14 protein-coding genes, 1 pseudogene and 1 riboswitch are annotated in these 14,780 nt (G+C 41.7%); of the genes and pseudogenes, 1 reads left to right on the plus strand and 14 read right to left on the minus strand.

Translation table 11 applies throughout. The features are described from left to right. Positions 1-101 precede the first annotated feature (101 nt). From tnpA to B5G33_RS10800, 9 genes and pseudogenes are all read right to left on the minus strand, one after another. Positions 102-470 carry an IS66 family insertion sequence element accessory protein TnpA gene (gene tnpA / locus B5G33_RS10760; RefSeq protein WP_087163147.1) on the minus strand — a complete coding sequence of 123 codons (369 nt, stop codon included), beginning with the start codon at positions 468-470 and terminating at the stop codon, positions 102-104. A 48-nt stretch (positions 471-518) separates the two neighbouring features. Next, on the minus strand, positions 519-1,694 hold the full coding sequence (locus tag B5G33_RS21950) for an SEC-C metal-binding domain-containing protein (protein ID WP_242974671.1): 1,176 nt from the start codon (positions 1,692-1,694) through the stop codon (positions 519-521). Positions 1,695-1,711: 17 nt separating this feature from the next. Beyond that, a complete protein-coding gene (locus B5G33_RS10770; protein WP_087417662.1) occupies positions 1,712-2,812 on the minus strand; it encodes a YaaC family protein in 1,101 nt (366 codons plus the stop codon). Positions 2,813-2,851: 39 nt separating this feature from the next. Further along, a pseudogene (locus tag B5G33_RS22610) lies at positions 2,852-3,179 on the minus strand (response regulator transcription factor); the annotation flags it as partial. A gap of 132 nt (positions 3,180-3,311) precedes the next feature. After that, positions 3,312-3,683 carry a TnpV protein gene (locus tag B5G33_RS10780; protein ID WP_087417663.1) on the minus strand — a complete coding sequence of 124 codons (372 nt, stop codon included), beginning with the start codon at positions 3,681-3,683 and terminating at the stop codon, positions 3,312-3,314. A 31-nt stretch (positions 3,684-3,714) separates the two neighbouring features. Next, the gene (gene rlmD / locus B5G33_RS10785; RefSeq protein ID WP_087417664.1) at positions 3,715-5,379 is read right to left on the minus strand and encodes a 23S rRNA (uracil(1939)-C(5))-methyltransferase RlmD; all 1,665 of its coding nucleotides are present in this window, start codon (positions 5,377-5,379) and stop codon (positions 3,715-3,717) included. Positions 5,380-5,548: 169 nt separating this feature from the next. Next, complete coding sequence (locus B5G33_RS10790) at positions 5,549-5,788, minus strand: hypothetical protein (protein WP_087267627.1); 240 nt, start codon at positions 5,786-5,788, stop codon at positions 5,549-5,551. A gap of 166 nt (positions 5,789-5,954) precedes the next feature. Then, entirely contained in the window at positions 5,955-8,165 is a 2,211-nt protein-coding gene (gene pcrA, locus B5G33_RS10795; protein WP_087417665.1) for a DNA helicase PcrA, read from the minus strand. Between the two features lie 303 nt (positions 8,166-8,468). Further along, positions 8,469-10,085 (minus strand): Na+/H+ antiporter NhaC family protein, encoded by a 1,617-nt coding sequence (locus tag B5G33_RS10800; protein ID WP_087417723.1) that lies wholly within the window; start codon positions 10,083-10,085, stop codon positions 8,469-8,471. A 197-nt stretch (positions 10,086-10,282) separates the two neighbouring features. Next, a riboswitch (Lysine riboswitch) is annotated at positions 10,283-10,452 on the minus strand. A gap of 183 nt (positions 10,453-10,635) precedes the next feature. On the opposite strand from B5G33_RS10800, the gene B5G33_RS10805 reads away from it, so the two are divergent. Beyond that, positions 10,636-11,235 (plus strand): DUF1836 domain-containing protein, encoded by a 600-nt coding sequence (locus B5G33_RS10805; RefSeq protein WP_087417666.1) that lies wholly within the window; start codon positions 10,636-10,638, stop codon positions 11,233-11,235. A 99-nt stretch (positions 11,236-11,334) separates the two neighbouring features. On the opposite strand, the gene B5G33_RS10810 is transcribed toward B5G33_RS10805, so the two are convergent. The 5 genes from B5G33_RS10810 to B5G33_RS10830 form a co-directional block, all read right to left on the minus strand. After that, positions 11,335-11,991, minus strand: a complete 657-nt coding sequence (locus tag B5G33_RS10810; protein WP_087417667.1) for a TetR/AcrR family transcriptional regulator — start codon at positions 11,989-11,991, stop codon at positions 11,335-11,337. Between the two features lie 22 nt (positions 11,992-12,013). Next, complete coding sequence (locus tag B5G33_RS10815; RefSeq protein ID WP_158229605.1) at positions 12,014-12,718, minus strand: 4Fe-4S binding protein; 705 nt, start codon at positions 12,716-12,718, stop codon at positions 12,014-12,016. Between the two features lie 14 nt (positions 12,719-12,732). After that, a complete protein-coding gene (locus tag B5G33_RS10820; RefSeq protein WP_143276516.1) occupies positions 12,733-13,401 on the minus strand; it encodes an amino acid permease in 669 nt (222 codons plus the stop codon). Positions 13,402-13,557: 156 nt separating this feature from the next. Continuing rightward, the gene (locus B5G33_RS10825; RefSeq protein WP_087266779.1) at positions 13,558-13,848 is read right to left on the minus strand and encodes a YerC/YecD family TrpR-related protein; all 291 of its coding nucleotides are present in this window, start codon (positions 13,846-13,848) and stop codon (positions 13,558-13,560) included. A 190-nt stretch (positions 13,849-14,038) separates the two neighbouring features. Beyond that, positions 14,039-14,761, minus strand: a complete 723-nt coding sequence (locus tag B5G33_RS10830; RefSeq protein WP_087417670.1) for a phosphatase — start codon at positions 14,759-14,761, stop codon at positions 14,039-14,041. Positions 14,762-14,780: the final 19 nt, after the last annotated feature.

The raw sequence follows: 14,780 nt of genomic DNA on the forward strand, positions 1-14,780 counted from the left end.
CGAGATGGAATTTCAGTTTGATGATTGCGGCTAAACCGGTATAACTCTTGCGGAGATCCGTAACCCCGCACGCCAGATAGACCGTTGTGCTTCCTGAAAAATCAAGCATAGTTCTTCAAAGCCTGGAGCAGAGCAGTCATCAGCCTGGCAGGACAGTCGGCACCCACTTCAATCCGGATGTTTCCCGGAAGAAAGATCGTAATAGAATGATTTCCTGCCGGAGCGTTAAACTGCAGCTCCTGTTCCGACGGGAGCTTTGCGAACACCGGATCAGAAAAAGATTCCGTTCCAGTAGTTCCTGACTGGATCTTACGGATCCAATAGCCCAGAGTAGACTGTGGGATCTCATTCTGCTGACACCAGTCTTTGCGGGATAAGCCGCTTTCCTGGAAAGAATGGACTCGATCAGCCCAGAGATCAGTTTTTGAGATTTTATTGCCATCCATCTCTATTGGTATCACCTCCATCATTTGAGAACATCTTATCAAATGCAGGAAGGGATTTGAAGATACGGATGATTACCTACTTACCTTTCCACAACAAAATTTATACTTTAATCCACTTCCACATGGGCACTTCTCGTTTCGAGATATTTTCTTTTTTACAGATATATTTTTATCTTTACTATCTTCTAGCTCTTCTCTAACCAGCGGTGGAAAATCCATATCAATAATTCTATTTGTTAGAAGATGATATGGATTAAGTAAATCATCAACAACCATCATTGTAACTTTACTTGTATCTCCCATTTCACCATTAAAACTTGCTGAATACGACTGTATCACCCCAAATTCATGCATATGATATTCAGGAGAAGGATCACAGTCAACCAACATAATATCTCCTACCGTATTTGATTTTCCAGTCAAAAAAATTCCAATGGCAGATAATTGTATAATCTTTCTCAGAGAATTACTATAATTTTTATCAATGTTAAATATGTTGTCATTGTTAAATACGCGTAAATCATCTCCAATTAAAGCTGTATACAACAGACTACAAGCATTTTCCAATGATTTTTGAAGAGCGAAAATCATCAATGTTTCAGCCAGTAATATTTCTTCTATTTTTTCAAATTTTGTTACCAAACATTTTTCTAGTGGTTTAATACTTTCTGGCACTACATCTAAAGGACACGCTACTATCTCCTTCTCAAAAACCATAAACATAGTATGTATGTCTTCAGGTTTAAGTTTTTCAACGAAAGCATTAATCGATGAATTAATCAGTTTTTTGTATAGTTTGGATTCTCGAAACGCTTCCGCAGCTTTTTCATATTCCTTTTCAGCTAAGAAAGGTACTCCTGCAGGTGCAGTTATAGGTCTATATTTACTATATGGGTCCAATGCCTTCGCAATCTTAGGATTTGAAATCTCTAACTCCTTAACACATTCTTTTATAAGAGCGTAAATAGTGGCATGTGCTCTTGCAAATATCTGTATGTCCTTATCAGGTAATGGTGTAATCCCTTGTAATACCGTCTTATAATCATCCGTATGTTCATTAGCATAAAGATACCCATAAAACTGGTTATTTCCGTGTTTTGCCGCCTCATGAAACATTGAATATTGGGGTATCACATATTCTTCAGATTTGCAAGTAAAAAGCCTTAGATATGTATCGTTGACAATATTTGTTTCTGCTCTTTTCTGTATTGCTTTGCATAGTTTGAATACTTCAGATCTAAAATCCACTGTTAGCACCACCTTAATTATCTTTTTAATCTGCGTTTTTCTTCTGCAGCATATAGTTCTTTCTGTATAAGTTCTTTTATCTCATGTTCACCCACATGCTTAATGGTTTCATTAATTGAGTATTTTTGAGTAACATAAACCACATTATCGTTATTTAATAGGTTAAGAACAATATTCGGTATAATTCTTCTTGATAAATACAAGAATTTCTCAAACAGGAGTCGTTCGCCAGTTTCATCATTCAGTACAAATGGTCCCCATTTTTCTGGATGATAACGGCAAAGCGATCCCATAATAAAGAGCGCTGCATACATATTGAACAAAGGCGGCAAAGTAATCAACTGTCCATTCTTTATAATACCAGCTTGTAAGTAAGGCTGTCCGGAAAAAGAAATCATTTTAATGTCTTTTCCTGCCATCTTTTTCCTTAAGATAAGATAATCCCTGTCTGATTCACGTTCATGTCCTAGTTGCGGCGGGAGATAATTTTTATCAAAACCTTCAACATTATTTAGAACTGCACCAATAACTTCAATCTTATCTTTGTTTAAATATAATCGTTCGATTGTTCCCATTGGTGTATTAAAAAGGTCAAGAAGAAGCGTATTACCATTTTCTTGTGCATAACATTTTCTATAATCCTGATCGATTTCAACAATAGATGATAAGAAATCCATCATCTTCCATTCACCACATTTTGTCAAATCCTTTTCGAACCCCAATATTCTTGCAAATTGATGTATACCTCCAGTATTAGAATCTCCAAAAACAACATTAGCCTCTGCGATATATGTACTTATTGTAGAATCTATTGCTGTCATGCCATGATTTTTTATTTCAGGTCTCTTACCTGTCATCAATGAAGTCAATCCCAATAGCAGATTAGTCGCTCCATAATACAAAAGTAGTGGCGATATCTGAAGATTTGCACTCTTACTTGCTTTAAAATATTCATTTGCCTGCAGGAAAGACCCAATAATTGTGTTTATTGTATCTTCATCCTCATCCAAGGAATGTTCCTTTAAATATCTTGAAACATTCGCCCGGTATGAGTATTGCAGTAGTTCTCGCCACAAATCATCTTCTGGACTTTCTGTAAATATTTCTCTATTTACCATGGTTAGTATTTACCCTCCTACTAGATGTTTTTAGAATAATTTAATAGTACGTTCTTTATCTCTATTCTTCACAGACACTCTTGCACGCAAAACCATCAAACTAAACGGTTTCGTAATATAATCATTTGCCCCTGCTTCCAATCCTGTCACAATATCCACTTCCATGTTATTTACTGTAAGCAGAATAATCGGCACCTGACTGTTTTTCCTTATTTCTCTTACAAAATCAATCCCATTCCCATCCGGCAAGTTCACATCTAATAAAACTAATGTGATGTCTTCCCTGTTTAGAATCGCTCTTTAAGGCAAGACGTATTCCATCATTTAATTTTTTATCATCTTCAACAATCAGTAACTTTTCACTCATATTTTCTCTGCTTTCTTTCAAATTACGCTAATTGTATCATTGCCAGTTTTATAAATCAAATCATTAAATCAAAATCTCCGACAGAAACTATCTTATAAACAGCAAAAAGCTCCCGAAGGAGCTTTCCACACTTTAAATATAGACCAATTCTTTTAACATAATCTCTTCTGCCATATTACGAATACCATTTACAGCCCTGACCCATTCCATCTGATCACGAGCTTTCAATTCTTCCGTAATGCCCTGCCTCTCCATCATCTGACGCACCAGAATCTCCATTCTCTCCTGTGCTTCATCGTCCACAGCATTCAGATGTTCTGTCAGTCTGTCTTCCAACATATACAGTGAATACGTTGCCGGACGATGCTCTTTCAAATATGTTTTCCGCATCATTCCATATTTTCCATAATGCGGTTCTTCATCTGTACTGATAAGATTCGGATAGTAAATTCCGTCTGCGCCAAGTGTGTAGGTTCCACCCATTTTTTCAAATGTGCTTTTCATGTGTTATTCCTCCTTGAAATCAGCGATGTCCTTAGATCATCGCAAAATATTTCAGGGCAGCCTTGATAGCTTCTTCCTTCTCTTTCGGGCATTGTGGAACTCTTGCATTTTCTGATTTTGGAAGATTATAGTTTTCTCCCACTTCAATTCCACATTTGCGTTTTACCTGAGAAATATATAAATTTGAAACCTTCAAGCCAAATTCTTTCAGCACATAATCTTTGATTTCCTGATAGGTTGCTTTCAACTCGGCACTGGTGGCATCCAACTCATCCAGGTCTAAGTCGATCTCTATCGTGTCATCTGGCTTTTGTTGGGACAAAAGAACAACCGTCTCCACATGAACCGTCTGACAAAACTGATCCACGCAGCATGCCTTTTCCACCCTGTACCCATTTGCCAGAAACATCTCCAGATCCCTGGCCAGGCTGGTAGGCTTACAGGAAATATACACCAGTTTGTCCACCCCATACTGAATGATCTTGGGCAAAGCTTTGGGATGGATTCCATCTCTTGGCGGGTCCAGGACAATGAAGTCCGGTTTTTCTTCCACCTGGTCCAGAACCTTCAGCACGTCCCCTGCAATAAATCTGCAGTTTGTGATCCCGTTGAGAGCAGCATTTTCTTTTGCGGCTTCCACCGCTTCTTCCACGATTTCCACTCCGATAACTTCTTTTGCCACTTCTGCCAGTATCTGAGAGATGGTGCCGGTTCCGCTGTACAGGTCAAAGACTGTCATGTCTCTGGTGTCGCCAATATATTCCCTTGCTGTATTGTAAAGGACCTGGGCGGCATAAGAGTTGGGCTGGAAGAAAGAAAAAGGTGTAATCTTAAACTTCAATCCCAGGATTTCCTCGTAGAAATAGTCCTTTCCGTAAAGAAGTCTGGTTTCGTCGCTTCGCACCGTATCAGAAAGGGCATCATTGATTATATGAAGGATTCCCACGATCTTACCTTCCAGGGGCAGATCCAACAGTCTTCTGGTCAGCTCTGAAAAATCCGGATTTTCCTGGCTGGTAGTAACCAGATTTACCAGAATCTCTCCGGTAGTATTTCCCCGGCGGAGGAGAAGGTGCCTGAGAAAACCGGTATGCTGCATTTTATGATAGTAAGTAAAGCCCTGTTCCCGGCAGTATTCCAGAACACAGCCAAGGATTTTGGTCATATCTTCATGGACCAGCTTACAGTCCAGGGCATTCAGTACGTCATAGGTGCTGCCTTTTTTGTGCAGGCCCAGGGACAGGGGACCGTCCTTGTACTCATCTCCAAAAGAGAATTCCATCTTATTTCGGTAGGCAAATTCCTGGGGACTTCCTTTTATCCCCTGGAATATGTAGTCCGGACAGCCCTTCTCGTCTGTCTGCCCGCCTTTGATCAGGGCATCATCCAGAAGCTCCTTTACCTGGTCCGCCTTCATCTTTAACTGCTCTTCATAGGGCATGGTCTGGTACATACATCCGCCGCAGGCCGGAAAGATACTGCACATCGGATTTCTGGTCTCCAGAGGCGATTTTTCCAGCACTTCCAGCAGCCTTCCCTCTATTTTTTTCCCTTTTTTCTTATTGATCACAAACTGGACCTTCTGACCGGGAATCCCGTTTTTTACCGTAACCTTTCCTTCTTCCAGACAGACTCTTCCTTTGTTTGGAAAATCTACTTTCTCAATTATTCCCTGATAAATTTCGCCTTTCTTCAAACCCTCTTTTCCTTTCTTTTATTAATTCCTCTTATATCTGTACGAATAATACTTTCCTGATCTTGTACAGCTGTCCGGCAAAATCCGGGCTCTGAATATTACAGAGCTCTGCCGGACTTGTCCCACAGAAAAAGAAGCCCCGGTCTCCCGAAGCTCCTTATTGTCTTTCTTACTTTTCTTCTTTATCTTCGTCCTCATCCTCGTCCTCGAAGTAATCATCGAAGTCCTCATCGAAATCTTCTTCAAAGTCTTCCAGATAATCCGGGGTAAAGAAGCGGTAAACTGCGTATGCGATACCTGCAACCGCTGCTACTGCACCGATAATTGCCAGGACCCATAATACCGTATTCTTGTTTCTTTCCTCTTCTCTTTTCTGTAAAGCTGTCATTAAATCCTCAATACGATTCATAGCCTGCACCATCCTCTCTTTTTACAGCCTTGCTGCAAATGTATTGCTATCTGCTGTATCTGCCCTACAGCTTCTGTCTTTTAGATATTATACCACTCTAAAAGGAATTTTACTATCCTTTCTTCGTTTTTTCCAAAAGGAATTTTTTCAATTCTCTGATTTTGCCTTAAACTTTCTTTAATTTTGCAAAAGAGGCAAACATCTTTTTAATTCCCACTTTATCGAAGTTTACCGTCACTTCATAGTCACGGCCTCCTTCTGCAATATCGGTGACCACCCCTGTTCCGAATTTTATGTGCTTCACCGTATCTCCCACTCCATAGTCCAGGCCTTCCGCATGTTTTACCTCGAATTTCTTCGGGATAAATGCCGGCTGCTTAAATGCCTGCTTCAGCTGCCGCATAGAGGTTGGAAGGGGGATGTCAATATTTTTCTTTTCCTGAACTTCTCTTCCCAGATCTACCAGTTCCCTTGGAATCTCACGGATAAAGCGGGAAGTCTTATTATACTGGGTCTCTCCCCGGATCATTCTCTGCTGGGCACAGGTAAGGGTCAGTTCCTTCATAGCCCTTGTGATCCCCACATAGCAGAGACGCCTTTCCTCTTCAAGCTCTGTAGGGTCATCTGCAGTTATGGTCATATAGCTGGGGAAGATGCCGTCTTCCATTCCAGCCAGAAATACATAGGGAAATTCCAGACCTTTGGCACTGTGCAGAGTCATCAGGAGAACCTGATTATTATCGCCTTCTACTGTGTCGATATCTGCGATCAGCGCAACCTCTTCCAGGAAGCCAGAAAGGGTAGGATCCTCATTTTCCTCTTCATAAGATACAATCTTGGTGATCAACTCGTTAATGTTCTCAATACGGGCTTCTGCTTCTTCTGTGCCTTCTGCTTTCAGTTCTTCCACATAGCCTGTATCCTCAAGGATATCTTCCAGGAGAGCAGAAGGTGACAGATATTCCGCCTTGCTCCGCAGAGTCTGGATAAAGGTAACAAAGGGCTGGATCTTTGATGCGGCCCTTCCCACCCGTTCCATACACTCTGGTTCTCTTAAAGCATCGTAAAAGCTCATGCCTCTTTCAGAAGCGTAATCCTGTACCTTTCCCAGGGTAGTGGCTCCGATTCCTCTCTTAGGCACATTAATGATCCTCCGGACAGCCAGATCGTCTCTCGCATTATCTACTGTTTTTAAGTAGGCCAGTAAATCTTTAATCTCCTTTCTGGCGTAGAAGTTTACTCCTCCCACCAGCTTATAAGGAATATTTGCCATAAGGAATTTTTCCTCGAAAAGGCGGGACTGGGCATTGGTCCTGTAAAGAATGGCAAAATCTCTATACTCTCCATCGTGCTCCCGGACCTTTCTGCTGATCTCGCCTCCGATATACTCTGCCTCTTCATAGGCGTTCATGAATTGGCGGAAATGGATCTTTTCTCCCTTTTCATTTTCTGTCCACAGGGTTTTGCTCTTTCTGCCCACATTGTTCTGTATTACCTGATTAGCGGCGTTGAGGATATTCTGAGTAGAACGATAATTCTGTTCCAGCTTAATGACCAGAGCCTGGGGGAATACTTTTTCATAGCCCAAAATATTGCCGATATTGGCCCCCCTGAATTTGTAGATGGACTGGTCGTCATCTCCCACTACGCAGAGATTCTTATATTTTTCCGCCAGAAGACTGACAAACTTAAACTGGGCGGTGTTAGTATCCTGATACTCGTCCACCATGATGTATTTAAAACGTTCCTGGTAATAATCCAGCACTTCCGGACAAGAGCGGAAAAGCTCCACCGTCTTAACGATCAGATCGTCAAAGTCCAGGGCGTTGTTTTTCTTCAGCTCTTTCTGATACTCCTTATAGGCCAGGGCGATTTTCTTTTTGGAAAAATCCCCCATTACATTGAGCTCATACTCTTCCGGCCCGATAAGCTCATCCTTTGCAGAGGAAATTGCTGCCAGAATAGCTCTTTCCTTAGTAATCTTTGTGTCAATCTCCAGCCGCTTGCAGATTTCCTTCATAACCGTTTTCTGGTCGTCTGTATCATAGATGGTAAAGTTATTATCAAAGCCCAGACGGTCTATATATCTTCTCAGGATCCGCACACAGCTTGAGTGAAAAGTGGAAACCCAGATGCTTTCTGCCCCGAATCCTACCAGCTTGTCCACTCTTTCCCGCATTTCCCCTGCTGCCTTATTGGTAAAGGTAATCGCCATGATATTCCAGGGATTGACTCCCTTCTCTTCGATCAGATAGGCAATCCTGTGGGTCAGCACCCTGGTTTTCCCTGAACCGGCTCCCGCCAGGATCAGCACAGGGCCTTCTGTATGAAAAACAGCTTCTCTCTGCTGTGTATTTAATGTATCATAGATACTCATATCTGAAATCCTCCCTTTTATCTTCCCAAAAAAGGAAACGTTTGTTCCTATAATATACCACAAAACAGCGGTCCAAGTGAATATTTATTTGCCCACTAGTCATTGTTCGGCTAGTATATCATATTTGTCTGATCTCATGCAAGTCTGGGGAAAGACCCTCTGGAAGAAAACACGAATTCTCCAGCCTGAAGCCTTTGGAAATCCCACCCACCTGTTTACTGCAGCTGTGCTGTTACAAAAAAATCCCCGCCCAAACAGCGAGGATTTTATTATCTGAATTTCATAGCTTCCGTTTGTATTCTGTCAACCCGGAACTTTCTGGCTCTTTTTAATAATAAACAGAACTGCCAGCAGAAGAAGGATTCCCATAGGAAGCGGAATCCAGGGCACTTTCACAAATCCGGCTATAATATAAGTAATAAAGCTGATGACCGCAGCCAAAACAGCATAGGGAAGCTGTGTTGACACATGATTTACATGGTCACACTGAGCTCCTGCAGAAGCCATGATGGTGGTATCCGAAATGGGCGAACAATGGTCACCGCATACAGCCCCTGCCATACAGGCTGAGATAGAAATGATCATTAATGTAGGATCGGAATTTTCAAACACTTTTACTACAATAGGAATCAGAATACCAAAGGTTCCCCAGGAAGTCCCTGTGGCAAAAGCTAGGAAACATCCGATCAGAAAGACGATGGCCGGCAGGAAATTCATAAGACTTCCTGCTGCAGATTCTGTAGCCATCTCCACAAATTCTGCAGCTCCCAGACTGTCTGTCATAGCTTTTAAGGTCCAGGCAAAGGTAAGGATCAGGATAGCCGGAACCATAGCCTTAAATCCTTCCGGTATGCACTCCATACAGGAGCGGAATACCAGTACTCTTCTCGCACTGTAAAAAATTACCGTAATAATCAGGGCGATCAGACTGCCGATAGACAAGGCTATAGATGCATCACTCTGAGAGAAGGATTCTACAAGACTGGTGCCGCTGAAAAATCCGCCGGTATAGATCATTCCCACAATACAGCAGATTACCAAAACGATTACAGGGAAGACCAGGTCGATAACCTTTCCCTTAGGATTGGGTTTCAATGCAGAAGCGGCTTCATCCAAACGTTTCCCGGAAGTGTAGATATCTCCCTTCATAGCATTGGCCTCATGAACAGCCATAGGTCCAAAATCTACTTTCATCAATACAATGGCAAACATCATCACAATGGTCAGCAAAGCATAATAGTTGTAAGGGATCGCCCGGATAAAAATGGCAAATCCATCTTCCCCTTCTACAAACCCGCTGACTGCTGCTGCCCAGGAAGACACTGGGGCGATAATACATACCGGAGCCGCCGTAGCATCAATAAGATAGGAAAGCTTTGCCTTGGATACATTGTGCTTATCCGTGATGGGCCGCATAACGCTTCCCACTGTAAGGCAGTTGAAATAATCATCTACAAAAATCAGGATTCCCAGAATGATTGTTGCAATCTGGGCTCCTACTCTGGTCTTAATATGGACTCCGGCCCATCTTCCGAATGCGGCAGAGCCTCCTGCGCTGTTCATCATGGAAACCATAGATCCCAGAATAACCAGGAAAATCAGGATTCCCACATTATAGGGATCTGAAAGAACACTGATAAATCCATCTTCCACCAAATGGACCACAGTTCCTTCAAATCCGAAATTGGAGTAAAACAGCGCTCCTACGAGAATTCCTACGAAAAGGGAGCTGTACACTTCCTTTGTGATAAGCGCCAGCACAATGGCCACTACAGGCGGCAGCAGAGACCAGATTGTGGCATATACCGCCGGCTCCTGCACTTGTTCCCCCTCAGCGGCAAATACCGTCACTGACCATAAAACTGTCAGGAACAGTGACAGGACCAGACCTGTTCCAAATAATCTCTTTCTGTTTTTCATAATCTTATCCTTTCTGATTGTATAGTATCCCGTCTGTTTATTCCGGGACTTTCTCCTCGGCGTACAATGGGTCTTTCCTTTGTACTTCAAGAGTAAACGAAAAGAAAACCATGAGCCTTTTCCGAAATGGATGCGCCCATGGTCTTATAAATTCTTTTCCTGTATCCTTTGTCCTGCCTAAACAAAATTCAGAGAAAGAAACGGATAGCGCTCCACTTTTCGTGACAGAATACGGTATATTATACAGTATTCCAGGAAGACCTCCCGGGCGGATAGTCTTCCTTCGGCAGCTTCCCCTTTCCTCTTCTGCGGCTGTCCCCGCCCTGTGCAGAAGGCTACTCTTGAAACCTGCGCCTCTATCGTCTCACTGGTTTTAACCAGATTTGATTTCCTTTTGTGTTATCATACCATTATTTATCTTGTATGCCAATACAAAAAGCGACAAATTTTACGATTTTCCCCCATCTCTTCCGGCATACCAGGAAATCCTTACGGAAAATCATTTACAAATAGTTTTCAAAACTATATAATAAGGAGCAGAGGTGATAAAATGACAATTGATACAAAAGACATATTAAACAGCATACTTTCCAGCATATCCAGAATTGATTATATTAAGCCGGAAGAGATTCCCGGTATTGATCTATATATGGACCAGGTAACTACCTTTATGGAGGAACATCTCCGTTCTTCCAAACGCCACAGAGAGGACAAGATCCTGACAAAAACCATGATCAACAACTATGCCAAAAACGACCTTCTTCCTCCTCCGGTAAAGAAAAAATATTCCAAAGAGCATATGCTGATGCTGATTTTCATCTATTATTTCAAAAATATACTGTCGATCAGTGATATCCAGAAGCTTCTGGAGCCTCTTGCTCAGAAATACTTTCCCGGGGAGGGCAGCATCGATCTTACAGCCCTTTATGAGGAAATTATGAAGCTGGAGGTGGAACAGATAGAACCCCTTGCTAAAGATGTGACCAGAAAATTTTCCCTGGCAAATGACTCTTTTCAAGATATTTCTGAGGAAGAAAAAGAATTTCTTCATAAATTTGCTTTTATCTGTATGTTAAGTTTTGATGTGTATGTAAAAAAACAGGTCATTGAAAATCTCATTGACCAGATGTCCGAAGAAGAAACTGATTAGAATCTTTTCTATTCTTACAAAAGGACCGCCCTTAGGCCGCATATATCAGGGAATCTTTCAAGCTCCTATACGGCACAAAGGGCAGTCCCTCTGTATTTTTTAAATTATATTCTTATGATTTTCCATAATTTTTTCTACAATCTCTCTGCCTTTCCTGCCGGCCTCTTCAATAACCTGGACATCCCCCTTAAAATGCCACATTCCAAGAGATGCTTTCAGAATGATTTCCGGGATTGTTCCCTCTATTAAAGGTTTCATTCCCTGATAGAGCACTAAAGACCTTTCCATGCTGGCAGATACGTAATTTCCATACCACCCCATTTTCTCTGTTTCCTCATCGCTCATCCAGGGGCAGTACTTATCCCGTATGCATATATAGGTCTCTACCCCAGTCTCTATAAGCACATCCAGAAGAATGTCCTCTCTCAGGATATCCTCATAGAAAGAGCGGTAAGGCGTCTGAGACAGTGCCGTATAATTCAGACAGATTAACGTAGCTGAATAGAGGACTGGCGTCTCATGTCTGTTTACATACATCTTCGTATAACCTGCCAGTCGGTGGAAAATACGTCTTACAATCTCTACCGCCATCTCTCTTTTGCTTTTAAAATGGTAAGCAGTAAGCCCTACACTGATATGTACCTTAGATGCAATCTGCCGAATGCTGGTTTTAGTATAACCCTGGGTCAGAAATAATTCCCTGGCTATCTGAAGAATTTCCTCTTTTTTGCTGTCGATTTTTTTTTCTGTACTCATTTATAATATTTCCTTAAGAGAATTACGGCTGAAATCCTTTGGCTATGGCATCATTTGGGCAGTTCATAGCACATCTTCCGCACTCCAGACATCCAAAATGATGTATAAAATATTTTCCCTCTTCGTTAGGGAATATTACATCCTCCATACAGACTTCTTCGCAAGTACCGCATCCAACACATTTTTCCTGATCGATTTCATAGGCCCATGGACGTTTGGAAGCTCCTCCGAAAGAAAATCTCAGTCTGCACACTTCATCATCTTCCGGCAGATGGAAGATTTCTCCGTCACCCCTGTCCAGCACAAAGATCCGGAACATATCTAAGTCCTTATGATAGAGAGCCTTTGTCCCCGGATTCAGCTCCCAATATCTTTTGTAGATTTCCTGGTTTTCCTCAGGGGGCAGCTCTCTGACATGAGCGCTGATCCGTACACTTGCAGAAAGACGCTTCACAGTTTCTCTCACAATAACGCCCACAATATACGGATTCTTTTGAAGTTCATAATACACAGGTTTTCCTTTTGCAAGACCAATGAAAAAATCCCCGCTGTCATCCAGGTGATGGACTTCCAGACCTCTGGCTGTAGGCGTCCTGCCATCCAAAGATGTGGTCCCTATGATCATATAGCCCACTTCTTTTACAAACTGAAAGGCCGCATTTTTAATCTCTTCATTTGTATTTTTTTCTGTAAGCCCAAGACAGGGCTTTGGATTAAACATACTCATAACGGCCTCCTCCATCACGCTTCTTCATAACTGATATTTATCTCAATCTTATGGAATTTTGCCCGTATAATCGGATAGATGCACGCAATAGCCAGATAAACAAAAATTCCGATAATATGCCCTACCTGGATTTCCAGACATTCATAATATACAAAGGCCGCGCTGACCAGCGCTCCAAGAATACATAAAAATGTATAAGCGTTGTCATTAATATGGAACTGAGAGCGCTTCCATATTTCCGGGATTTTTTTAGGCATTGTGATAATGGCAAGGCAGAGGATAACCTGCACACAGTTTGCAAGAGTATTCCCTATATTGGCAACATCGCCGATATTCATGCCGCTTAAAATGATAATAGAGCAAAGCACATAAATCGTCAAGATAATAAAATGAGGAGTTCCACTGGTAGCCATAGAAAGCAAGGCTGCTGCAGACATCACACCGGTAAAACCTCCGGTAAAAAACTGTTCTTCAGAAAAATACCCTGGCTCCAGATGGATAAAACCAAAGCCTGCAAAAACCAGGAGGGCTAAAATCAAAATGATCACCATAGCATACTGGACCTTTGCAGCTACCTGGATTCCCGTCAGATTTAGAACTACAAATACTGTGAGAATTGCAAAGGCAACCAGCTTTCCATTAATCTCAGGAAAAGCAGAAAGTACATAATCTGCAAAAGATATAGAATATGTAGCTGCTCCAAAGAAATAGCTGACGAATACTACAGAATAATTTTACCTTATTAAAAAAATAAAGCAAAAGCCCAAAATATCTTCATAATGCAAAGAAGGACCGGCCACTCCAGGCTCGGTCCTTCTTTGGTGAATCAACTTTATCCCTTATTCTTTTGAAATCCTGTCAAATACCATATCATAACCGTCGTTTCCATAATTCAGGCTTCTGTTCACGCGGCTGATGGTAGCTGTGGAAGCCCCTGTCTTCTCAGATATCTCCAGATAGGTCTTCTTCTCTTTTAACATCTTAGCTACTTCGAATCTCTGAGATAAAGATAAAATCTCATTTACTGTGCATACGTCCTCAAAAAACTGGTAGCATTCTTCTCTGCTCTTCAGGCTGAGTACTGCGTCAAACAGTGAGTCAACTGCTTCTGTATGAATCTTTTTGCTCATATCACATATCTCCTTATATCAATTTCGCACCCATGACAAGAGAATAACGTTCAAGTTTTTCACTGCTTTGCCGTACTGTTTCATTAACGCTTTAGCAGTTATATCTCCTATCACTTTCATATATATTAGCACAGTAAATTCTTAAAGTAAAGAACAGACTTCGACTTTCTCCACATTATTTATGAAAATTCTATAAAATTTTGTCTTTATTGACATATTTCTTAAATTCATCAACGTTTCTATTGACAATAAGCTCTTCTGGAAATCCCATTTCATCTAAAATCCTCTGGACATAGTCATGACATCCTACCAAAGTATCCGTGTGGGCATCACTGTTTACGATTACTGGAGCCTGGTATTCTCTGCAGTATTTCAGCATAATCCTGATGTTTTCTTCCCCACCCTGTCTGCCGCACCGGGGGTCCAGAGAATTATTATTTACTTCCAGCAGAACTCTATGTTCCTTAGCGCTCTGGACTAAGGCAAGATAGTCTACTTCATATCTGGCATCGTCAGGATGTCCGATAATGTGCAGATAGGGGTTCTTCATAACTTCCAGATAAGCATTGGTATTCTCTTCCCTGGTTCCGGGCTTTATACAGGGCACATGCATGCTGGCAATAACGATATCCATTTTTTCCAGGGTTTTTTCTCCCATGTCCACACGGCCCTCATAATCCATAATATTCAGCTCAGTACCCATATAAAGTTCTACTCCATACATTTCCCGGTCCACCATTTTCAGATTTTCAAAATAAAAAAGCTGACAGGTTCCAGGCATTTTCATAGAGTGTTCTGTAATCCCCAGAAGTTCCAGGCCTTTCTCAGAAGCTGCTTTTGCCATTTCCCGGATAGTGCTGTAGGCGTGGCCGCTGGCAATGGTATGGGTGTGTGCATCTAAAACATATTTCATATTATTCTCCTTCCTTTCC

Source organism: Blautia sp. An81 (genome assembly GCF_002161285.1).
Classification (GTDB): Bacteria; Bacillota; Clostridia; order Lachnospirales; family Lachnospiraceae; genus Blautia; species Blautia ornithocaccae.